Here is a 25,110-nt window from a genome sequence, read left to right as displayed (position 1 = left end):
GGTCCTTATAAATATTTTTTTTAAACAATTTTATTTTATTCATTCACTTTTGCAAGATTCTGTGATTTGGTGATCACTTTTTCATTTAAAAATAATCCCAAATTCTGGCCTTTTGTAGCACCATTAACTATAGCCGGCATATAATGAATCCCTCCATATAACCTGCTGATTGCTGCTTCATCAGCTGCTTGCCTAAATGAGTCAAACTCCCTTATCGGTAATCCATAGGCCACCTCTGTTGAATCTACAAAATGAAAGGGTTCACCAAACAGTTTTTTCAAGGCTTCAGCAGCGGCATTGGATGCCACGCTATGCCCACTGGTATATTCCGGAAACGGTGGTGTCTGCAATAATGGAAGCCAATCTTCATCAATATATTTATTGATGTAAGTCTCAGGTCTGATCAAAATGCTCCGGTATTTTTCATCCCAACAAGCGATAAAGGCGTCAAAAATGGCAATACTTGTATAGGCCAAGGTCTCGGCCGTTCCTTTCCAATCCTGCCCTGCTGTCTTGGACGCAATTGCTGCAATTCCCATCCAATGACCCCCGGGAGTTATTTTTTTCTCTGCAAACATCACATGACCTTTGACATTGACCTTGTAAGGATTACAGTCCCAAAACATGGCAATGTCTTTTTGTTCATCGGAAAGATTTTTTACAATCGTAAAAACCTCATCCGCCTCTTTATAAAACTGACTTGAAGGATCTGTAGAAAAATCTGTTGGAGGAACAGATTTAAACTGATCAGCAGATTGAAGAAAAAATGGCCTGATTTTATTCCAATGTGGTTCAATGCCTTCCATATATGCCGGAGGAGTGGGTTGCCAGGTATAAGCATCACTTTTTACGGTATACTTTTCAAAAGACCGGCTTTCATGATAATTGTCCTTTTTTGAATAAGCTATGACATGATCTGCAACCTGTTCACCAAAGGCAACTGACCTATCAAAAACTTTTTTAGGTACTCCCTTTTCCCTTATTTCTTTAAAGGCCTTTTCTTTGTGTTCCTGTACCAGATTTTCAGAAAAAATCATTGCTGTTCCTACCTTATAATAAGCAGCAAGGGATGCTAAAGGATAATAAATATCCTCTGAAGGTTCAAATTCCGCTTTCTCAAATCTATTGAGTTGCCCCATAAAAGACCTATAGGAGGGATCCGCCAAAGCAGCTACTTCAAATGCAGCTATGGCAGGATAAGCATATATTCTGCTAGCAACAGGCGGAGAGAAAATATCATGGATAATAACATCAGTTAATTTCAGTTGTGCAGCAATCAGATAATCCCCATCTTTTATTACCTCATGGTAATTGTTATTGTCCTGACAGGCAATTACACTGACCATTACCAACATGGCCAGAAATAATCTTTGAATCTTGTTTTTCATTGGATTGTACTTCAGCAATTTTCTTCAACTATTCAAATCCCTTATATTCAATTAAAACGGGAAATGATTTCGCGGGTTTTCAACTTCAAATCTATGAAATAATATGGAAAATCAAATCTTTTCAAAAGGTACAAAAAACTGATATTAAGCAGGTTTTATACCCTTTTTATTTCCATTACCTTATTTTTAACAGGACAGGTGCTTCATTATTTCTGGTCAATAGAATATGATTATGTCCATCGATCCTGATTATTCCTGCATTTCGGTATTCTCCCCAATATTCTTTTCCATTCAATCCCAGAGGGATATATTTGAAAGATTTACCATCCCATTCCATTAACACTAAAGGCTGGGACATGGCTTTACCCAGGTCATTTCTGAAACCCTTGATATTTCCTATTGCCAACACATATGATTTGCCCTGCGACTCAAAGGAAATAAAACCCTTTATTGGTGCAAATTGTGCCTCAATAGAAAAAGGAACCCATTCCAATCCGGCATCCTTTTGTAATAGTAAGCCAGAACGAAATTCTTTTGCTTCAACCTTCATTGCCTCCAACATCTGTTTTTTATCCAATAATTCACCAGGTTGTCGGATACCTGAATAGTCCACATAACTTTCATGCTTTTTTTTGATTGCTGGAATCTGCTTGATCAGATCATCCCTGGATGCAAAAGGCACTAAATGTCCCTGCATATAATGAAAAATTAAAGGATCATCCTGTCCATTACCATCGAAATCACCATGATATAACCATACAGGTTCTTCTAAAGATGCCTTTAACTTTGAGTTCAATCCCAGATTACCCAACAATAACCCCTTAAATTTTCCATTAAACTTGAAATCCTTTGCCCCATAATACCATCCTGATTCAGCCAACTCTTTGATTTCATGAAATTTGCCTGAACTATTTTTAGCAAATACTTTTACCGGCATCCATTCCCCTACTAAAATCAATTCATCTTGCCCATCCCCGGTAATGTCCTCCCACAACGCCTTTTGAACCATTCCTGGCCTGAAATCATCTTCAAAATACTGGGAAGTTGCATCCCTGAACCTCCCTTTTCCATCATTCACCAACAAATACGATTTCGGGATAGCTCCATAGTTTCCCGTTACCACAGAACTACCTATAAATAAATCCGGATAACCGTCTTGATTGATATCATGAACAGCAATTGTAGAGGTATTCTCTCCTATTGGAGGTAGGGAATTCATGGAAAACCTAAGATTTCCTTTTCCGTCATTTAGGAAAATCCTGTCAAAATTGAAAATCTCACCGCTTGCGTACTCATTGCCCCCACTTCCAACAAATAAATCCAGGTGTCCATCCCCATTCAAATCCACAAATAATGCCACCACATCCTCTGCTGTTTTCAACTGTTCAAAGACAGGGTTATTTACTTGGTTAAATCTTCCATTTTCAGTTTGAATAAACAAAGCTCCTGCCTGCCCTTTAGCCCCACCAAAATAAATATCATCCAATCCATCCCCATTGACATCCCCTATTGCTAATGCAGGGCCTTCTTCTCCATAACGCCTTGGCATCAGGTATTCCCTCCTGAATTCATCAAATTCACTGTTTTCTTTATGCGTCCAATCAATTCCCAAATCAGCTATTTCCAGAATGGTAGGTATTCTAGATTTATTGAAAGAACGCTTTTCCCCTTTTCCTTTTTCAAGAATAAATCTTTTATTCACTTCCAAACCTTTAAAAACTTCAAAATTTTTGGAATCCCATAAAACATTCACCGAATCAATACTGAAATTATTCCCCAATCCAAATGTTATGGTAGTGGAAGTACCGGATTGAAATCCCCGGGATGTACTTAAGGACTGGTAAAAACTGTCTTCTCCCGCATATACCCAGATTTGAGCTCCTACAGCAAAGACATTAGGGATCCCCCCTTTAAGATCTATTTGCACAAAATGATTGCCCGAATTTTCTGTACTGTTGTTTCTATAAACAAAAACCTCTTGATCTGTATTGTTAATAACTAAATCCAAGTCCCCATCATTATCCAAATCTCCATAGGCAGAACCATTGGAATAGGAAAGTTGGCCAAGGCCCCATTGCTTCGTAACATTGGTAAAATTTAACTTTCCCTCATTTTTTAAAGAAAAATTAGCCAGTTTAACCGTAGGCAACATGTCAATTTGTTGTTTTTGAATTTCTGGCTCAGATACCCCCGTGCTTGGCTCCTGGCTATATTGGATAAAATCCAGGTCATTGGGTCTTTTGACTATTCCGTTGGTGATATGGATGTCCTTGTGCCCATCATTGTCCATGTCAAAAATCAAAGGAGACCAGCTCCAATCTGTTGCAAATGTATTGGTCAGTAATCCAATTTCACTGAACTTCCCATTACCCCTGTTGAGTTGAAGATGATTCCTTACATACTGGTCACCATAACCCAGGCGTTTTTTCACATCAAACACTTCCTGTTTGTCTTCTCCTACCGACTTCATCCAAATTTCAGGATCCTCGGGAAGCATATCCGTGGTGAAAATATCCGGCAGGCCATCATTGTTAATATCAGCCAAATCGTTGCCCATACTGTACCTACTTGTATTTTCTATATATTCTTGGAGTGATTCCTGAAAAGTACCATCTCCCCGATTAATATAGAGGTAATCATCTTCCGTGAAATCATTGGATACATAAATATCCATCCATCCGTCAACATTGACGTCTGCTATCCCAATACCCAAGCCAAAACCTAAACTGGAAGAGAGTATACCCGCTTCCTGGGTAACATCCACCATTCTGTTTTCCCCTTCAGATACCAAACTCATATAAAGCTTATCCCCACCTTTTTCATCCTGATTGGTGAACTTCGTGTCCGCATGAGAAAATACTTCCGGTTTCTTAATGGAATGATTCAATAGGTATAAATCCAAATCTCCATCCTGGTCATAATCAAAAAAAACTGCATGGGTCGAGAAACCCACAAAATCAATCCCAAAAGCTTCTGCCATTTCAGAAAAAGTCAAGTCACCATTATTAATATACAATTTGTTTTTCCCTTTCAGACCTTTGTAATCACCCACCTGGCAGACATAAATATCCAAAAAACCATCCCCATTCACATCTGACATCGTAACGCCAGTGGACCAACCTCCATCTCCTGTTACTCCTGCAGAATTGGTAATATCTTCAAAACGGAATTCCCCTTTATTTAAATAAAGTTTGTTCTCCCCTTGATTGGAGGTAAAGTAAATATCCACCAAACCGTCATTGTTGACATCTCCTAAGGAAACCCCTCCCCCGTTATAAAAATACAGGTATTCTAAAATATTCAGATCCTCGGTTGACAACAGGTCATTCCTGAAGTCTATTCCGGTCGCAAGGGAAGGAATGAGGGTAAATAATGGTTCTTCCTCCTTCTTATTGGAACAGGAAGAAAAAATAAAAACAATAAGAATAATATAAAGTCTACGCATGTAAAATTCCAATATTCAACTGATGATTTGAAACTTGGATCCATAAGCCCAACTTGACCATCCACTAGGTTTTGAACCTTAAACTTGGAGTTTGGAGCTTGAAAATTCCCTTAGTTAAAAGTTCCAGAATTCCACTGCATCACCATTCTTCACCACTACCAACATCCTTTGGCCATTTATTTGAAGGGTATGTAAATCCCTGATGTCTCCATGAAGCTGAAGCCCATTTTCTCTATTATGCCAATAATCAAAGCCTCCGTCTCCCTTTCCCAGTAAAACCTCTCCATAACTACCATCATATTGTCCCACTTCAGGTTTTGCTCCTGTTAGATTTCCCCCCATGATCAGATCATCCTTTCCATCTCCATTAATATCTGTCACCAAGGCTGTGTACATCCAGCTTCGCTGGGCATATCTAGGAAGTTCCTTAACCTCAAAATTACCCTCTCCTTTGTTGATCACCACGGCAGAATTAAAGTAATTCACTTCTTGCATAACTGAGTTTGCTAAGGTCTTTTGATCGAAAATTTCTTCCAGGTACTTGTCATTATAGGCGCTGTATTTCAGAAATTTCTTTTTTATAGAAGGAACTTGAGCCTCCAATTGGTGCTTCAGGGTAAATGGAACATGTCTGTTGCCCTGCTTTTGGGCAAACAAATGTTCAACGGATCCATTTTGGTCAAAATCATTCACAAACATCCGGATCGGACTTTCCTTATTGGCTTTAAATCTTGTATTCAATCCATGATTTGCCAAAGCAAAGTCAGGCTTGCCATCTCCATTGAAATCTCCGATCTCAATAGCCTGGTACCAACCTTTATAATTTTCCATCTCCGGCATTTCAATTTTTTCCAACCTTTTGCCGGCATTCCTGAAAAATGTAGGTGCCATCCATTCCCCGACCAACACCAGGTCCATTTTTCCATCCCCATCATAATCCACCACAACAGCATCAGTAACCATTCCTATCTCTTTTAATGCAGGAGCATACTCTGCCGTCCCATCCGAAAAATTTCCTTTTCCATCATTGATCAAAACCTGACTGCTAGGATTTACACCATAGAGGAATGGCACCAACCTTGACCCAACAAAAATATCCATTGCCCCATCTTCATTGATATCAATCAATTGAACCACTGAAGTACTGTTCTTGAAATTGGAAAGACCACTGGTGACAGCCTTGTTGAACATTCCTTTTCCATCATTCAGATAAAGCCTATCCGAAAGATCAAGGGCACCAAAACCGGACTCATTTCCTCCTGAGGTCACCAAAAGGTCCAAAGACCCGTCTCCATTGAAATCATGAAAGACCCCATGGGTGTCTTCTGAAACCCTATCTGCAAAAAATGCTTCCTGCTGAGACAATCTAAAACTACCATTTGCCTGCTGTACAAAAAACTGACCTGGATATCCTTTAGCCCCCCCCAAATAAACATCTTCCAATCCATCCTGATTCACATCTCCCCAAATAGCTTTTGGGCCTTCTGTTGAAAGCATATGATAAGTCAGTCTGTCCCTGTCGAAATCCACAAACTGGTTTTCTTTATGGACATAATCAATAATTTTTCTGTCTAGCTTTTGGAATATTTGTCCCCTTGGCTCCCTGAAAAATTGAAATTGTGGTGATGCTTCTACACCATCTTCCCATTTCAATTCCAGGATCTGGTCAGCATCCACATCATTAACGATTGTGATTTTGCCATCCGGCCATCTCACCTGAACCTCATCAATTTTATTAATTCCCCCCAAACCAAAATTTAACCTTGGATCCACTGATGATTGAAATCCCCGATTGGGCATTTGCTCCAAATAGAATTCCTTATCTCCTGAAATCACCCGGACCTGTGTACCGATTGCCGAGGTATTTTTCCCTTTACCTTCCAATGCAATTTTCAAATAATGATTGCCGGCCAGAATCTCCGCGCTTTTGTTTTTGAAAATCAAAACTTCATTATTGACATTGTTGACCACAAGATCCATTGCCCCATCATTGTCAAGGTCTCCATAAGCTGAACCATTGGAATGGATTGGATCCCCCATTCCCCATTCGTGGATAACATTTTCAAAAACAAGATCTCCTTTATTTTTGAAGGCGTAATTGGAAACTGGATTGATTGGCATAGGGTCAATAAGTTTTCTGTAATCCACACCTTCCTGGGAAATTATGCTCCTCTTGGTTTCATCATTGTCAATAAAATTCAGATAATCCAAATCGGTGAGATCCTGGTAAATACCATTGGCCACAAAAATATCCTTCAACCCATCATTGTCCATATCAAACATGAGAGCCGCCCAGCTCCAATCTGTTGCCTCTACATTGGTAAGCCTTCCCAATTCTGAGTATGTCCCATCTCCATTGTTGACATGGAGCATATTGCGTGTGTATTGGTAATGGTATCCATGCTCCACATTGAACTGAAATTTATCCCAACTTTCAAAAGTGGTGATCTGTTTCAGCCTTTCAGAAGGCTCCGGCAGCATTTCTGTTACAAAAATATCCAGATAGCCATTGTTATTGATATCCGCAATATCCGCTCCCATGGAGGCAGCAGAAGTTGATTTCATGTATTCAGGTAGTCTTTCGGAAAATGTCCCGTCCTGATTGTTGATATAAAGATAATCTCTTTCAAAAAAATCATTGGAGATAAAAATATCCATCCAACCGTCCCTGTTGACATCCCCTATAGTTATCCCCAATCCAAAACCGATTACAGACCCATAAATTCCTGCTTCTTCAGAAACATCGGTAAATTTTTCCCTATCATTTCTGAATAATTTATCCCCTCCTACAGGATCCCTTCTGGGCCTTTCATTTTGCATTTTATTAAAGCTGCCTATCGCCTGATAACTATTATTTAGCAGATAAACATCCAGATCACCATCATTATCGTAATCAAAAAAAACGGCATGGGTGGAATAACCCTCATCTGCAAGACCATATGCTGCAGCTTTTTCAGTGAAAGTTCCATCCCCATTATTGATAAAAAGCTCGTTTTGCTTGTTATCGCCTTTAATATCTCCTGAATTACACACGTAAATATCCAAAAATCCATCTCCATTGATATCGGCCATAGCCACTCCCGTACTCCAAGCCCTTGTTCCCGCAACCCCTGCTTCCTTTGTCACCTCCTTGAATTTGAAATCTCCCAGATTCAGAAAAAGCTTATTTTCACCCATGTTGGCTGAGAGGTAAACATCCAATAAGCCATCATTATTGACATCCCCCAATGCTACACCTCCTCCATTATAATAATTCCTATAGGTAAAAATGTTGAACCTTTCATCAAACTCAAGGTCATTCCTGAAATTGACTCCTGAATAATCTTTATCGATTTTTTCAAATAAGGTGTCCTTTTGTGTCTCTACTTTTCCTTTGCAGGAGCACAAAATGACCAATAGAATGAAGTTGATCAATAGACCTTTTTTATACTGCACCATCTTCTTTTTTCATTTCAGAAATATCTTTAACCCTTAAATCAAGCATCTCAACCCTGACTGTCGAAATATCTTTTTTAAATATGCGGATCAATCGGTTACCATCTATTTTTACCATTGCCCTAATACTCCGGTCTGTATTGGAAACCTCAAAAAAACCATTTCCATACCATTCCCCCATTAATTCAACCACATCCTGAAACAATTTTTCATTGGAGAATTCTTCATTTCCCGGAAACCAGGCTGGGTAAATAAATTCCATAGGCATGAAGTATAATTTGTTTTCTTCAAATTGGGGGTAAAAAAACATATCTGCATTTTTACCGGAGGGCATTTCAGGTTTATATTGGACCATGAGATGATGTGCCCCATTGGTAAGGATTCCTTTTTTGTTATGCTCCCAACAAGTCCCAAAAAACTCCTTTCTTCCCATTCCAAATCGCAGATCCAAAAAAAGATCCTCCACTACTTTTCCAGAGGAGAGTTCTCTTTCTTTAATCCTATCATATTCTGTTTTTGGTTTACAAGCCAACACTGTATTAATCAAAACCAGTAAGAATAAAATACGCTTCATGTTTCTTAATTCTCTAATCAAAATTTTCGATCTATTACTCAGGAATAAGTTCTAAAAACGCCAATTCCCCATTATTTCTACCCACAATCCATCTCCTCCCACTGGGTGATTGAAATTCCTGTATATCCCTGATTTCCCCATTGATAAACAGGCCGGATTGAGAGGCTGGGATGATCCTCATCTCACCGGAATCCGTTCCGATCAGATGCCAACCCCAACTTCCCATGTTTATTCCAAGTTCAGGCTTAATTCTACTTTGGTTGCCTCCTAAGAGAAGATGTAGATTTCCCTTATCATCTCTAAAGGAATGAATGGCATAAAGTGGACTTCCCTGGACAAGGGAAGGTAAACTTGACTTTTCAAATTTACCATTTCCTTTGTTGATATAAAGCCGTGACTCCAAAGTATGAATATCCAATACCAGGCTTCTTGAAAGTATTTCATTGGAGAAGAGGTCTTCTATTTTTTTGTTTTTATAATCATCATAAGAAAGCAATTGCTTTCTTAATCCGGGTAACTGCTTCAAAAGCGTTGATTTTAATACCAAGGGATAAGCGTATTCTAATTCATATTGGGTCAAAATCTGTTCCACGCTGCCATTTTGGTCAAAATCATTGATATGCAATTGCAAAGGTCTCTCTTCACTGGCCTTCAGACGGGTATTCAAGCCCATATTTCCGAAAAGGATATCAGGTTTACCATCTCTATTGACATCTGTCACATGGATGGTATTCCAAAAACCTCCGGATTTACCAAATCCAAAAGAATCTGAATGGTCCTGGTATTTCCCATTGACTTTTTTGTATACTTTTATCGGCATCCACTCTCCAACCACCACCAATTCAGCGATATCATCCCCATCTAAATCTCCAACCCAGGCATCTCTGGTCATGCCCAAATTTTTCAATCCTTCACTAAATTCGGCTGAATTGTCAACAAATGATCCATCACCCTGGTTTCTCAAAAGCACCACATCTCCAGGCAGTCCATAGGCAAAGGGAATATTACGCGTACCAATAATCAGGTCCAAATTCCCGTCATCATCCAGGTCAAAATCTTTCACAAAAGAAGAACTCTCATATCGTACTGGCAAATGGCCAGTAGACTTTGTAAAATTACCTTTACCATCATTTATGTATAACCTATCCTGGTAATTGCTGTTTCGGTTTCCAAATTCCAACCCCCCGCTCAATACATAAAGATCCGAATACCCATCCCCATTGGCATCGAAAAACAAACCGCCGACATCCTCTGACAATGTATCTTCTATCAGACTTTGGTGGACTTTGAAATTACCTTGATTGTCCTGAATCAATAGAACTGAAGCCTGTCCCCTTGCTCCTGGAGCAAAAACATCATCCAAGCCATCGCCATTGATGTCTCCAATGGCTAATTTTGGTCCCTCATTGGAGATCATGTGAAACCTTAGCCTGTCCCTGTCAAAATCAATAAAGTCACTTTCAATATGCTTCCATGGAACCTGAACATTTACAGAAGTCAGGATTGTTCTTGGGGCTGAATAATCAAAATTCCATGTCTCATTGGCGGTTGAAGGATTTAGCTCTAGAAGCTGATTGCTTTGCACATTTTTCAACAGGGAGGTTTTACCATTTGGCCAAAGCACCCTTACTGAGTCCAACATTTCGATATCTCCAACTCCAAAATGCAATCTGTGATCTATTGAAGACATGTAACCTTTGACAGGATTATGTTCAGCAAAAAATTGGACTGAACCTGCATAAAGCGTCACTTGGGTCCCGAATTGTCCTGCCAGATCAAATTGGAGGTAATTGTTTGCATTGATTTCCCTGCTGTTGTTTTTATATAGAAAAACTTCCCCATTCAGGTTATTCACCACCAGATCAAGGTCTCCATCATTGTCCAAATCCGCATAAGCTGCACCAGTAGAAAAAGTAAACTGATCCATACCTATCTCTGGTGCAATGTTTTCAAATTTGAAATCTCCCTGGTTTTTGAACAGGTAATTCTGCAATGGTGTTGAAGGAAATTCATCAATCATCTTGGTAAGCAAAACAGAATCTTTTTTGAATTGGGCAATAAGATTCTGATTGTTGACATAATAGTCCACATAATCAAAATCGGTAAGATCCTTAACAATGCCATTGGCTACAAAAATATCCTTCAAACCATCATTATCGGCATCAAAAATCAAAGCTCCCCAAGACCAGTCAGTGGCCTCTACTCCGGCTTGCCTCGAAACATCCACAAAATGGATTTGATCTGAACCAGGCCGATAACCAAGGTTCCTTTGTAAAGTATTTCTGGTAAATTGGTGAAAATACCCTGCATTGACATTAGCCTGGTATTTATCCCATTCTTCAAAGGGAGTTTTGGTTTTCACCCGCTCTAAAGTAGCGGGCAACATTTCCGTTACAAATATATCCTGCCAGCCATTATTATCCAGATCTGCAATATCAGCGCCCATAGAACCCATGCTGATTTCCGTAATCATTTCTTCCAGGGATTCAGTGAAAGTTCCATCCCCATTGTTGAGATACAAATAATCTTTCTCAAAAAAATCATTGGAGACATATAGATCAGGCCATCCATCACGATTGAGGTCTGCTACCGTAATGCCCAGTCCATAACCAATTGCTGATCCGTAAATTCCAGCCTCCTCACTCACATCCACAAATTTTCCCGAATCATTCTGATATAACTTATTGCCACCTAATGGATCTCTGATTTCTCTTTGCCCTATCCTCAAATCATTGATTCCAACTGACCTGGCAGAATTGTTTAACAAATACATATCCAGATCTCCATCTTTATCAAAATCAAAAAATACGGCATGTTGAGATAGTCCTTCATCAGCTATTCCGTATTCCTTGGCCTGCTCTGAAAAGGTTAGATCCCCATGATTAATATATAAGGAGTTATGTCTTTCCTCTCCTCCCAAAGGTCCTGATTTACAGATATAGATATCCAACAGACCATCTCCGTTCACATCCGCCATGGAGACACCGGTGGACCAAATACCAGGAACTGCCAGCCCCGCCTTTTCAGTAATATCTTCAAATTTAAAATTACCTTTATTTAAATATAGTTTGTTTTCGGTCTGGTTGCCTGCTAAAAAAATATCTACCAAGCCATCATTATTGATATCCCCTAAAGCTACCCCAGCTCCATTATAAAAATTCCTAAAGGTATAGGGATTGAATTTTTCATTGTAATTCAGGTCATTTCTGAAATCAACACCAGTCCAGGATTTGTCCATCAACTCAAAAAGTAATTGTCTACCACCTTTTTTTGATGAACAGGAGGAAGCGATCAAAACTCCGATGAAAAGGAATATTATTGGACGATTCAAGACTTCAATTTGGGTTTAAATCTAGTCAATTAATTCATGAATAAATAGAGGGAAAACTCTGCGTTCAAATTTTCTATAAACAATTGGGACTACTATAAATCAAAAGAAGTGCGCAAATGCGCACTTCTTTTATTTAAATCCTGAGCTACCAGGATTAATATCCATCGTTCTGTCTCAAATTAGGATTGGCTTGAAGCTGGTTTTCCGGGATTGGGAATAGGTTTCTGAAAGGGGCAGATTGTGCCTTTTCCCACCATGCATCATTATATCTTCCAAATCGGATAAGGTCAGATCTTCTATGACCCTCAGCAAAAAGCTCTCTACCTCTTTCAGCCAACAAGATGTTTGCATCAATGGAAGTCAATGGGTCTGCATTGGATCTCTCCCTTACTTGGTTTACGAACTGAAGGGCTACGGTATTATTTCCTTGTCTCCAAGCAGCTTCTGCTTTCATCAAAAGTACGTCAGAATATCTGAATATTGGAAAGTCATTGCTCAGGTCAGGACCTGCACCCAATTGGATTTCAAACTTGTTGATCCTGGTCCCTGCTTGTCTTAAAGCATTGGGCGCCAACTCATTGATATTAGGTGTAAAGTTGATTTCAGGACCATCAGGGTCATTAGCCTCAGCAGATGCATCAGTGATCGGAGTTACCCCATCAGATCTGAACTGAGGTCCTTCTCTTAAGCTGTTGATCCTAACGTCATTTTCTTCAAAACTATTATAGAATTCTTCCAAAGCGGCATAACCGTTCCATGGCTGCTCCTGCAATTCGAAAGTTTGCTGGGTACTGTAATGGTAGGTCATCTGATGGATATTGAAACCCCCTGCATTGTTGGCATCATATGGAAGCGTAAACATATTTTCAGGAGAGTTGGAATTTGCCGTAGCAAAGTTAGAGAAGAAGTTTGGTGCCAGGGAATATGGGCCTTCGTTGATGATTACATCCAAAGCTGCTTCTGCATCCGCCCATCTTGGAGTACCAGTATATACCTGAGCATTTAGGTATAATTTGGCAAGAATCATGTGAGCAGTCCAATAGTTGAGGTTAGTCCTGGTGTTGTTCTTGGTCAAAAGATCAGCATTTTCCAAAATGGATGTTTCAATGAACTGAAACACCTCTTGCCTGGTATTCTGTGCAGGATTTCCACCCCTATCTGTTTCTCTGATGATAGGAACATTACCGAAGTTGTCAATCAGCCAAAGGTAAGCCAAAGCCCTTAAAACCCTCAATTCTGCACCTAAATCTTCCAAGTCAGGATATTGCTGTAACAATAGGTTACATTCCCCAACAATTCTAAAGGCATATTGCCATGCACCGTTATAGGGCCCATCAGTAGAAATCCAGGTATGCCTGTGATTCCTTAACCAAATACCCCCATCTTCCCAGTCCGCTCCTTTTTGAGGAATTGACAATTCATCTGAAGAAACTTCTATAATACTGTACAAGCCACCATGACCGCCCCAGTTTGAAACCACTGCACTGTAAGCAGACTGCTTCAATACCTCAATCAGTTCAGGTGTCACGTTTTCCTGCAAATCTTCTTGGGTAATACCTGTAAGTACTTCCTGCTCTAATTCCCAGCATGACCCCATAGTCACTGCGATCAGGCCCCCAACAAATAATGATTTAATTGATCGTAACATATTTATAATCGTTTTATGTTATTTAAAGGTTATTGTTACACCGGCAGTCCAGGTCCTTGGCAAGAAGTAGGTATTTCTTCTTTCTATACCTGGAGCTAGTGGATTCGGATTGAAAGGATCTTCCGTATCAGTCCACCTTACTTCAGGATCTACACCGGAAAACTGCGTGATAGTGAACAAGTTCTGAACACCTCCGTAGATTCTCAAGTTGTTTATAAACTGTGACCTAGATGGTACGTTGTATCCAATTTGAAGGTTATCCAACCTTACGAAATCGCCTTTTTCCAAATACAGGTCAGAAAAGGTTGGTGTAGATGTAACTAATGGATTGGTAGGAGTGTTTTTGGTAAGGACAGAATTCCATGTCAAAGACGCTCCGTCAGCGTTCTCATAGAAACCTCTATAGGAGTTGTAAATCAAATGGCCGAAGCTTCCTCTTAACAAGAAATTCATATCCCAATTGCCGTATGTAAAAGAGTTGGCAAAACCAAAATCCCCAGTTGGTAATGCATTGCCCAATCTTTCAAATTCATCCGGAGTTTCTCCTGATAAGATGTATTCTCCTCCATCAGTCAGCCCCAATAATCTTGGACCATAGAAGTCACCGATTTTCTCACCGGCCCTGTTCCAGATAATCGGGTTATTGTTCTGTCCTGGAGCACCCGGAACACCTTGCCTGATCTCAGGAAGCTGAATTGATCCGACTCCGATATTTCCTATTCTTGCTCTTTGATAAATGGTAAAATTAACCGTTGGAGTCCAATTGACCGGACCTAATTTTACGTTATTGTATGAAGCTAAAAATTCAAATCCTCCAGATGTAAGATCACCAATATTGGCCCAAATACTGTTGGCCGTGTAAAAATTACCTGGATCAAATTCATTTGGTGCCCCTACTGGTACTTCCGTATTAAATATCAAATCAGAAATCGTTCTTTGATAGATATCCATCTGACCGGTTATTTTGCCCTGCATCAAACCAAAATCAATACCGAAGGTAAATTCCCTTGTGGTCTCCCATTTCAACTGTGGGTTTGGATTATTCAACTGGTTGATCCCTACAAATACAGAGTTAACCGGATCCAAAGGATTTAACGGAATTCTGTTTCCGTTTCCATAGATACCCAAAGCCAAAGTTGGGGAAGGTGGCAACTGACCTACCACACCAAAGGATGCCCTTGGCTTGAATTGGCTAAAAATACCCATATCAAAAATTTGGGTAAAATCAGCACCTGCACTGATAGCAGGGAATAAACCTGTCTGATTATCCTTACCAAAACCGGAATAAGTCTCTGCTCTCAAGGAAGCTGACAAGAAATAAGTATTGGCATAATTGAAATTGGCTCTTCCAAATAATGAATTCAATACAGCTCTCGTTGCAAAGGAACTCATGTCAGTACCCGGTCCAAATCTTAAACCACCAGCTCCTAGATTGTTTGGCCCTTGGTCAAACAAAAATCTGGTTGTAGAAGCATTAAAACCTTTTTCTTCAAAAATCTGAGTTTCCCCACCTAAAAGGAAAGTAAAATTCATATTATCAAAGATTTCATCTTCATATCTTAATGTACCGTTCCAAATGGTCTGTGTCCTATCAAAGTTCCTCTGACCGGCCTGACCATTACGACCAAATCCTGTCTGGAAATCCTGTCTTGAGAAAAACTCAGAACTCAAAATGGATAACCTATCCTGAGAGAATTGGGTAGCCGCAGTGATTTTATCTGTGATATCAAACTCAATTCTGTAAGAATAAAGTGCAGCTTGGGTTTCGTTGGTAAATCTTTGCTGATTGATCAAAGCAACTGGATTGTAGAAATCAAACAACGGCCTCTGAAAATATCCTCCGAAATCACTGTTTGCCTCAGCGGTATTTTCTCTAATAGGAGCAGTAGGGTTATAAATGGTTGCATATCTTACTGCTTCCCCGTTTACGTCAACCGCATCAGTATTGGTGTAAGATAAACTCAAATTCATTCTCAACCTGTTGTTCAAAGCACCATGGTTCAAGTTAAATCTGGTATTCAACGTTTCTCTACTGGTGCCTTTCACAATACCTTCATTGTTACGATAGTTGACGGAAGCTAGATAAGAAGTGTTCTCAAAACCACCGGTAATGGAAGCATTCACAGTTCCATTTAAGGCAGTTTGTGTGATTTCATCCCTCCAATCAGTCCTGGAACCGTAATCCAAACCTCCTCTGGCTACGAATTCTTCAGGTGAAAGCACCGGAATCAGGTTAGTGGCCACGTCAGCAGCCCCAAAAGTATTGATTGTCACACTAGAAACACCTTTTCTGGCAGATCCCCTTTTAGTAGTAATCAAAATAACACCGGCGGCTCCTCTTGTACCATAGATGGCAGCTGCAGATGCGTCTTTCAATACATCAAATGATTCAATATCGTTAGGGTCAACAGCATCAAGGGATGCTCCAATTACCCCATCCAATACAATTAAAGGAGACTGGGTAGCACCAAAAGAAGAAATACCTCTCAAACGAACAGTTGGCTGTGCATTGGGGTTACCGCCCGGTCTTGTTACTGAAAGACCCGCTACTTTACCTTGAAGTAATTGGGTAGGATTTGGAAAGTTACCTCGGTTGAATTGCTCCGATCCCACAGAAGCTACCGCAGAAGTAATCTCCTTTTTTTCTTGCGTACCATATCCAATTACCACTGCTTCCTGAAGACTTTGAATATCTTCTTCCAATTCAATGTTAAATGTGCTTAGGTTTCCAATTGATACCTCTTGAGGGGTAAATCCAACAAAAGAAAAAACCAATACCTGATCTGTTGGCTGAACGGTCAAAATAAATTTTCCATCCAGGTCAGTAGTGGTACCTCTGGTAGTACCCTTTACTAGTACTGTTACTCCCGGTAAGGGGTCTCTTAAAGTGGCATCCAGGACAGTTCCTGATACCTCCCTGCCTTGTGCAAATGCTGCTGAAATACCGACGGTCATCAGTAATGCAATCAGCAGAAATGCCTTCATTTTTTGTAAATAATTTCTCATAGGGTTTGTTGTTTTGAAAAAAACAAAATGGTTTGTATAGTCATTTTCAATTCTAAGTTGAATGTTTAAAATTAATTTTGCAATTTTTAACAATTGCCCACAGGCCGTTTTGAGATGATGACTGTTAACAGAATATTAGTATTTTTTTCTTATCGTTAAAAAATAAATTAAAATTATACGGAATATTCAACCGAAAACGATTGAACTTTTCGAATAGTTAAAATTTTTCGTTTTTTTTAAAAATGTGAAAATAAACACTTCCAAATGCTCACTTTTGGTGACAAATTTAAAATCCCCCTAAATCGCATAATTTCAAAGATTTGTATTTTTATACCCAAAAATCACCGCTTCAAAAACAGTATCTGAACGTTAATCTAACAGTATATTTTGTAGCACAAAATCAGAAGAAAACCACCTCTTTCCCTTCAACGTTAGTTCATTTATACTATATTGAAAGACTTTAAATTCAAACCGGATCCCGGGTTGATCCAAAATTATTCTCCTAACAAATGATCATGTTCATAAAAGCAGAAACGCGCGTCTTGAGAAGTATATTCTTGATCTGTCTACTGCTTTCCATCTGCATTATTGGTCAAACCCAAACCATCTCCGGTAAAGTAATTGATGAAAAAAGCGGAGAAGCCCTTCCCTTTGCCAATGTATTTATCAGCAATACTACCTTAGGTTCCACTACTGATAAAAATGGAAATTACAGGATTTCAGGCAAACTCCCCCAAAACCTGGAACTTGTTGTCTCCTTTATGGGATATTATACCAAGTACAGGTCTATAGCCCTTAGCGGAAGAAATAATGTCACGGTCAACTTTGAATTGCTCCCGAAAGAAAATCAATTGGATGAAGTCCAACTGAAAGTCAAAAGAGACAAAAAATGGGAAAGAGACCTAAAGAGATTTGAAAGGGTTTTCATAGCCCTAGGGGACGATCCATTCATTAAGGAAAATACAATCACCAATCCCTGGTTATTGGATTTTGATCATGGTAAATTTGAAGGTGGTACAAAATACTTCAGTGCATCTGCCCTGGAACCTTTGAAAATTGAAAACAGCTCCTTGGGCTATTCCATAGAATACCATCTTCAGGAATTCATAGAAACCCGCTACGGCTTCTTTTATAAAGGACTGGTCAATTTCAATGAAATGGAAACTGATCAGGAAGAACAAATTAGTGATTGGGAAGATAAAAGAAATTACACTTTCCATGGTTCACTTAGACATTTTTTACTTGCTCTCCTGCACAGAAAACCCCAAATTTCCAATTATAAACTGTTTAAGGTGATACCTCCCCCTCATGTTCATGAAAGGACAAATGTATTTCATGAGGAATTGGGTAACAGTATCAAGCCTATTACCCAGGACTCCCTTTATGTTTGTACCCTGCCAAGTGGAGCCTATATGGTGGCCCTTCCCGGAAAAATTGAGATACACAACAAAAAGAAATTCTGGATCAATAATTATTATACCAAAATTTTTAATCCCATAAGTTGGTTGGAGGCTCCTTTGGGATATTTCGTTGTGGATGAAAACGGAATACTTCCGGACCCCTCCCAACTGGTTATTTCCGGGAATATGGCAAGGCAGCGGATGGCCCGCTATCTTCCCCACGATTTTGAACCTACCGGTGAAGGTCCTTCTGGTCTTTTTGAAATTGACTCTGTACTCTTAAATATCAATAAATGGAACAGCCTAAGGGAAAAACCTCATATCACCTTAAACAAATCTTACTATTATCCTGGGGAAGCAGTATGGTTCAATGCCAGAATGATGTATCAGAATACCTTTTTTGCAGATACCCTTAGCCGTACCCTCTATGTGGATTTGTATGATAGGTTTTCAAACAAAATTCTGGAAGAGACTTTTCTGATCAATAATGGGAATGCTTCCGGTCTCCTCAAATTGCCCGAAGATCTTAAAGGGGATGAATATGCGATACGCGCCTATACCCAATGGATGAGGAATTATGGTGAGGAAGAGTTTACTTACACGCCCATCCCGGTGATTGATAAGAATTTAAGAGTAATCAAGAAGGCTGATAATCTGTTATTTGAGGAAGATGATATTGAAGTCGGGTTATCGGCAGAATTCAAACGAGATGAATGGAACAATCAGGCAAACTTTGAAATCCGATTGACGGAAGGCTCAGAAAAGGCCTTCATAGGAGAATTCAGCTTGTCCATTCTTGATGCTGACAAATCCCAATTTCTGGAAACACATACCAGTCTTTCCCAGTCCATGGATTGGCTGAACAAAGAGGGAAAAACAATTGAATATAATGAACCTGTTTTTCCAATAGAATATGGCATAAGTGTTCAGGGCTATTTTTCGGATAAAAAGAAAAAACCACTAGCTGTTCCCATCACTATCGTATTAGGAGAACTTGAGGATTATGGGATTTTAAAATCGGATAATACAGGTTATTTCTGGGGAACAGGGTTGAATTTCCAGGGAGAAAAGGATATTGCCATTGCGGCCCTGAATACCAAAAGAAAACCCTATGGTTCAATCAACAAGACCCAAGTTGAAAGGCCATATTTGTCCGGCTACTTCCCAAGGCTTATCCTGGAAACTGAGGAAATCAGGGAAAGCGATAATCAGGATTTTGATTTCTTTTTGGGAGATGGGTATTTCGAACTGGAAGAATTTGTCCTGGAAGAAAAAAGAAAGGAAACCATGGAAGACAACAACTATGGTTATGGCAAAGGAGATAGAAGTATTGGTCCGGAATTTTTGGAATCCAGACCTGAACTCAGTTTGGATGCGGTAATCTCCATGCATATGCCAGGAGGTGGAATGGGAAATTATAACTGGGGGCTAAATGCCGGTGAACCGCTTTTAATCATTGATGGCGCAAGATTTTTCCCTTCCCCAGATGAATCTGTATTTGCCAAACTTAGCACTTTCACGGCAGCTGAAGTAGAAAACATTGAAGTTTACACTTTCAGTGCTCCTGTTTTTGGCATGGCTGGGTTTGCCGGTGCCATCGTGGTAAGAACAAAAAGAGGAAGCAAGATGAAAAATGAAGAAGAGAGGATTTTCAATGCTGAAAACTTCCAAGTATTTAATTCCAGAGGTTTCACTCCTGTTCCAAACTTTCCAATACAGTCCGATACTGAAAAAGCTGTTAAGGCCTTCACCTCCCTTTATTGGAATCCTAATATTAAAGTCGAATCAGACCAAGAACCATTTTCAGTCAGTCTTTCTCTTCCCTCCTCTGTCAAAAACCTCCAGATTAGGATAGAGGGAATTACAGAAGACGGAAACCCTTTCACAAAGGTACTTTCAGTCAAAGTCGACTGACATGATATTGGCCTCATCTGTTCATCCCTGAATTTCCTCGCAAAAAGTTAAAAAACCTCAAAATCAAATTTTTCGAATTCCATTTTGGATTTAAATTGTATTTTTACCTTCCATAAACCAGCTAAGCCGCATGCGTAAACGCTTTATTTTTACCTTCCTTTTTACAGGGTTTATCCTATGCAATTTGGGAGAAATTTTTGCCCAGGGAATCAAGGGAAAAGTAACCAACGACAAGGGTGAACCACTCCCATTTGCCTCTATTTTCATCAGGAATTTAGGAGATGGAGTCCCGACCAATCTCAATGGGGAATATGAATTCAGGGTCAAAAAAGGAGTCTATGATGTGCTCGCCCAATACATGGGTTACACCTCAGAATTGAAAACAGTGGTAGTTTTGGAAGATTGGGCAGTTTTGGATTTTGAATTGAAAGAGCAGGAATATTTATTGCAGGAGGTGGTGGTAAAGACAGGGCAGGAAGACCCTGCACTCACCATCATGAGAAAAGCCATATCAAAGGCCAAGTTCCACCGGATGCAGGTGCAGGAATATACCATGATGGTCTATCTAAAAGGAACCGGTCAATTGACCAATGTTCCTTTTTTCCTTAAAAAAGAAATGGAAAAGGAAGGAGTGAAATTGAATGAAGCTTATACCTCCGAATCTGTTTCGCAGATTACCTTCCGGCAACCCAATACCGTGGAAGAAAAAGTGATCAGCATCAGGACCTCTGGAGAAAGCAACCAAACGTCTCCAGCACCTTATATCGCCACAAGTTTTTACAATCCTAAAATCAATGAGGCAGTTTCCCCTTTATCCCCTTCTGCATTTGCCTATTACCGGTTCAAATATGAAGGGTCATTCATGGAAAATGATGTCATGGTCAATAGGATTAAAGTAACTCCAAGGTCTAAAGGGGAGCGGGTATTTGAAGGTTATATTTATATCATAGAAAATCTTTGGGCCATCCATAGTCTGGATCTAAAGACCTCCCTTTTGGGTTTTCAGATAGGCGTAAAGCAACTGTATCAGCCCGTAGCAGAGAATGTCTGGATGCCTTCCACCCATACGTATAAATTCGGAGGTAAATTTTTTGGTTTTGCAGGGGAATATGAATACCTGGCATCCACCAGAGATTATCAGATCACCCTCAACCCTGACCTGATTGTTGAAACAAAAATCATTGACGAAAAAGTGGATGAGGTTCCAAAAGATGTCATCAAAGTGGATAAAAACATATCAGCCCTAGAGCAAATGGCCCAGGCAGATAAAATGACACGTAAGGATTTCAGGAAACTGATCAACGAGTATGAAAAAGAAGCCATGAAGGAAAGGGAAGAGATAGAAGTCATTTCCGAAAGGAATTATTCCATTGATTCCATGGCTACAAAAAGAAACCTAAGCTATTGGGACAGCATCCGACCCGTACCTTTGACCTTAGCCGAAATCAAAGGATATCAAAGGGACGATAGTCTCGCGATAATTGAATCAGCAAAAAATTCGGAGGTTGACTCAGTTGCAAAAAAGGCCAGAAGGAATTTCAGGCCAGGAGAAATTCTGACAGGCGGAAGATACCATTTTGGTAAGGGAAGGTCTGCGGGTTTTTATCCAAATATTGAGAAATTGTCATTCAACACTGTTGAAGGTTTCAAATTTGGATTTGCAGCATTTTACCGTTTGGAAAAAAGCAATAAAATGGCAGATTCTGTCACCAACCACGTGCGCTCCTGGAACTTCAAACCTGAATTCCGCTATGGTTTTTCAAGCACCCAGCCTTATGGTACTTTAGAAGTAAGGCGTTCCATCACCAAAGGAAGCTTTGGGCAGACCTTTGGGGTGAACGGAGGGAAATTCATTTTCCAATACAATAAAGATCAGCCCATTTCTGAACTGGTCAATATGGTATATTCCTTATTGTTAAGGCAAAATTTCATGAAATTATATGAGCAGGATTTCATTAAGGGCTATTACTACCATAGGTTTAATGATGCCATCACCTTCAGGACAAATCTAACCTATGCCAATCGAAGGTCTTTGGAAAATAATACAGATTACAGTTGGTACAATAAACCGGAGAGGGTATATACGCCCAATCAACCTGAAAATATTGAAGCGGAGCCTGGTAATTTTGAAAACCATCAGGCTCTTATCTGGGAAAACTCATTGGAATGGAGGCCAGGTTTGAAATATTCAATACGAAATGGAAGGAAAAGGCCAATCTATGAATCTGCGCCCTTGGTTAATATCCATTACGCCAAGGCTTTTCCAGGGGTTTTTAATAATTCGACGGCTGCCAAATTTGATTGGATAGAGGCTGGTGTTGAGCATTTTTTCAATTTTGGAGTCTCCGGAAAACTGGATTTCAATGTAAAAGCAGGAGCTTTTTTAAACAATGACCGGGTTTACTTTATGGACTTCAAACATTTTGGTGGTAACAGGACCATATTTGCCAATATGGGCGTGGCCTCTAATTACCGGTTTTTGGACTATTACCAATACAGTACCCAAACACAATATGTTAGCGGTATTATCCACTACCAGTTTAGGAAGTTTTTGCTGACGCAATTGCCTATGTTAAGGTTTTCAGGAGTACGGGAAAACATCTTTTTCAATTACCTCAAAACAAAAAATTCACCCCATTATTGGGAGGTAGGCTATTCCTTAGATAATCTGTTCCGAATTTTCAGGGTAGAAATGGGAGTTGGCTTTGAAAATAACAATTACCAGAGAGGAGGGGTGCGTTTTGGGGTAGCAAGTTTCATCAATATAAACTTTGATGATTAATCTTAAAGCATATTTGGGGATTTTTGGAAAACAATGTTAAACTTTCAAAAGGCCCAATCCTTAATTTTGCAGATATTCAGTAATGTAATCTTAGAATCCTGCTTCAGCAGATTTCAAAACAATAGAGATTGCAAATACCCTATTTGCAATTCCAAAATTTCCATTATACATTAGCATCTGTAAGGTTTAATATCGAAAGAGATTTAATGGCTCATGGCTATTTTATCTTTACTTGGGGCTTCTTTGAAGCCTTTTTTATTTTACTTTTTCCCAATTAAATTATCACAAAAACCCCATTTAATTTAATTTTTGTAAATGAAATTTTTACTTGAAATAAATAGTAGAAACATTATTTTTTGACCTGAAACTGATAAAATTCAAGGTTTCTAAAGTAACTTTAATAAAAAAACAGACATGAAAACTATAAGCCTTTTTCCTCTCCTTTTTTTGGTACTTTTTGGTGTTTATGGCCAGGATAGTATACCAAAAAAAGATTTAAAAAATACGGTCAGACTCAACATGAGCAGCCCCTTATTATTCGGGGACAGATTCTTGGCCTTAGGATATGAAAGGGTATTGAACGAAAAAAGATCGTTCTCAATAAATGTTGGAAGATTCTCTCTTCCTGAACTAAGAAGAATCAACACCGAGGAATTCGAGGTTTTGGATAATAGGACTGTAAAAGAAAGCGGCTTTCATATTGTAGGAGACTACAGGTTTTACCTGTTGAAAGAAAACAAACATAAAGCCCCAAGAGGAGTCTATATTGGGCCTTATGCCATGTACAATTATTTAAACAGGGATGTACGATGGAATGTAGTTTACGATGAAGTAACAAGCAACATGGATTTTAACCTTAGACTTAACAATACCATTGTAGGATTTCAATTGGGTTATCAGTTTATTTTTTGGAAAAGATTCACCTTGGATCTGGTACTTGCAGGACCGGGATACGGCTGGTATGATTTAAAAACCAACATTAAAACTGACTTGGACCCTGAACAACAGCAAGCATTCTTTGATGCCTTGAATGAGGCCATCAGTGGTAGAGTACCAGGTTTTGAAGGGATTATCGAACCAGGGGAAATCAAAAGAACAGGAGGATTCAAAACCACCAATTTCGGCTTCAGGTATGTTGCCAATTTTGGCTTTAGGTTTTAATAATTCATCAAAAAATTCTGAAACTAAAGTTAAGTCTTTACTCTAAGACAAGGCAATTTCTTTTTGTGAATTCAAAGCAGTCATTAAATTTGTCTGCATAACCTAATCCCATGTCCTTAGAAGTAAAAGAACTTACAAAAATATATGGCCAACAAAGGGCCCTTGATAACATTTCTTTTTATGCTGAAAAGGGCCAGGTACTGGGTTTTCTGGGACCAAATGGTGCTGGAAAATCAACCACGATGAAAATAGCAACCGGATTTTTAGTGCCTGATGAAGGTGATGTGTTGGTTAATGGTATTTCTGTTTTGAAAAACCCGAAAGAGGTAAGCAAGCTTGTTGGTTATCTGCCAGAACACAACCCCCTTTACCTTGAAATGTATATCAAAGAATTCCTGGAATTCATTGGAGGAATTTATGGGATGGGAAAAACCCAAATAAAAAGCCGTGTCAATGAACTGATTCAACTCTGCGTACTGGAAGCAGAATCAGACAAGAAAATCGGACAGCTTTCCAAAGGATATAGACAAAGAGTGGGCTTGGCCAAAGCCCTTATCCATGACCCTGAAGTAATAATCTTGGATGAACCAACAACTGGTTTGGATCCAAATCAACTGGTGGAGATCAGAAAACTGATCAAGGACATCAGTCAGAACAAAACCCTTATACTAAGTACGCATATCATGCAGGAAGTAGAGGCAATTTGTGACAAGGTAGTTATTATCAATCAAGGAAAAATCGTAGCCTCAGACCTTTTGAAAAACCTCAAATCCATTATGGGGAAAAATATACTTTTACTCGAAACAGAAGAGAATCTGGAACTTGAATGGTTTGTTGATTTTGGAGAAGTCAGTTTCAATACAGATAATAAAAAATCTATAATTATATCGGTTGAAGATGAGGTGGCAGCTTCCAGAAAACGAGTTTTGCAATTCATACAGGAAAAAGATCTGACTTTGATCAGCATTCAACAACAGGAAAGAAATCTGGAAAGCATTTTCCATCAAATCACGAAACAATAGCTAC

The 25,110-nt window shown here is 39.3% G+C and carries 11 protein-coding genes; 4 read left to right on the top strand and 7 right to left on the bottom strand.

What is annotated here, in order from left to right; translation table 11 throughout:
• Positions 1-35: 35 nt before the first annotated feature.
• The 7 genes from ACFSKV_RS01705 to ACFSKV_RS01675 form a co-directional block, all read right to left on the bottom strand.
• Positions 36-1,388: a vanadium-dependent haloperoxidase gene (locus tag ACFSKV_RS01705; RefSeq protein ID WP_380799881.1), complete on the bottom strand. Its 1,353-nt coding sequence runs from the start codon at positions 1,386-1,388 to the stop codon at positions 36-38.
• 175 nt (positions 1,389-1,563) lie between these two features.
• Positions 1,564-4,833 (bottom strand): VCBS repeat-containing protein, encoded by a 3,270-nt coding sequence (locus ACFSKV_RS01700; protein WP_380799879.1) that lies wholly within the window; start codon positions 4,831-4,833, stop codon positions 1,564-1,566.
• Between the two features lie 114 nt (positions 4,834-4,947).
• Positions 4,948-8,271 (bottom strand): VCBS repeat-containing protein, encoded by a 3,324-nt coding sequence (locus ACFSKV_RS01695; RefSeq protein ID WP_380799877.1) that lies wholly within the window; start codon positions 8,269-8,271, stop codon positions 4,948-4,950.
• Entirely contained in the window at positions 8,258-8,842 is a 585-nt protein-coding gene (locus ACFSKV_RS01690) for a hypothetical protein (RefSeq protein ID WP_380799875.1), read from the bottom strand. Before ACFSKV_RS01690 ends, ACFSKV_RS01695 begins: the two co-directional genes overlap by 14 nt.
• Before the next feature lie 34 nt (positions 8,843-8,876).
• A complete protein-coding gene (locus ACFSKV_RS01685) occupies positions 8,877-12,182 on the bottom strand; it encodes a VCBS repeat-containing protein (RefSeq protein ID WP_465270305.1) in 3,306 nt (1,101 codons plus the stop codon).
• A gap of 145 nt (positions 12,183-12,327) precedes the next feature.
• Positions 12,328-13,821 carry a RagB/SusD family nutrient uptake outer membrane protein gene (locus ACFSKV_RS01680; protein WP_380799873.1) on the bottom strand — a complete coding sequence of 498 codons (1,494 nt, stop codon included), beginning with the start codon at positions 13,819-13,821 and terminating at the stop codon, positions 12,328-12,330.
• Positions 13,822-13,839: 18 nt separating this feature from the next.
• Positions 13,840-16,827 (bottom strand): SusC/RagA family TonB-linked outer membrane protein, encoded by a 2,988-nt coding sequence (locus ACFSKV_RS01675; RefSeq protein ID WP_380799872.1) that lies wholly within the window; start codon positions 16,825-16,827, stop codon positions 13,840-13,842.
• A gap of 515 nt (positions 16,828-17,342) precedes the next feature.
• Here ACFSKV_RS01675 and ACFSKV_RS01670 point away from each other — a divergent pair.
• The 4 genes from ACFSKV_RS01670 to gldA all read left to right on the top strand — a co-directional run bounded on the left by ACFSKV_RS01670 (position 17,343) and on the right by gldA (position 25,106).
• Complete coding sequence (locus ACFSKV_RS01670) at positions 17,343-20,141, top strand: carboxypeptidase-like regulatory domain-containing protein (protein ID WP_380799870.1); 2,799 nt, start codon at positions 17,343-17,345, stop codon at positions 20,139-20,141.
• A 130-nt stretch (positions 20,142-20,271) separates the two neighbouring features.
• Positions 20,272-22,923 (top strand): DUF5686 and carboxypeptidase regulatory-like domain-containing protein, encoded by a 2,652-nt coding sequence (locus ACFSKV_RS01665; protein ID WP_380799869.1) that lies wholly within the window; start codon positions 20,272-20,274, stop codon positions 22,921-22,923.
• Positions 22,924-23,337: 414 nt separating this feature from the next.
• The gene (locus tag ACFSKV_RS01660) at positions 23,338-24,084 is read left to right on the top strand and encodes a hypothetical protein (protein WP_380799868.1); all 747 of its coding nucleotides are present in this window, start codon (positions 23,338-23,340) and stop codon (positions 24,082-24,084) included.
• A 110-nt stretch (positions 24,085-24,194) separates the two neighbouring features.
• A complete protein-coding gene (gldA, locus tag ACFSKV_RS01655) occupies positions 24,195-25,106 on the top strand; it encodes a gliding motility-associated ABC transporter ATP-binding subunit GldA (protein WP_380799867.1) in 912 nt (303 codons plus the stop codon).
• The last annotated feature ends 4 nt before the right edge of the window (positions 25,107-25,110 follow it).

The sequence above is a fragment of the Shivajiella indica genome (genome assembly GCF_042683085.1).
Classification (GTDB): domain Bacteria; phylum Bacteroidota; class Bacteroidia; order Cytophagales; family Cyclobacteriaceae; genus Shivajiella; species Shivajiella indica.
Note: the sequence above shows the minus strand (reverse complement) of the source record. Positions and strands in the feature narration are given on the sequence as shown.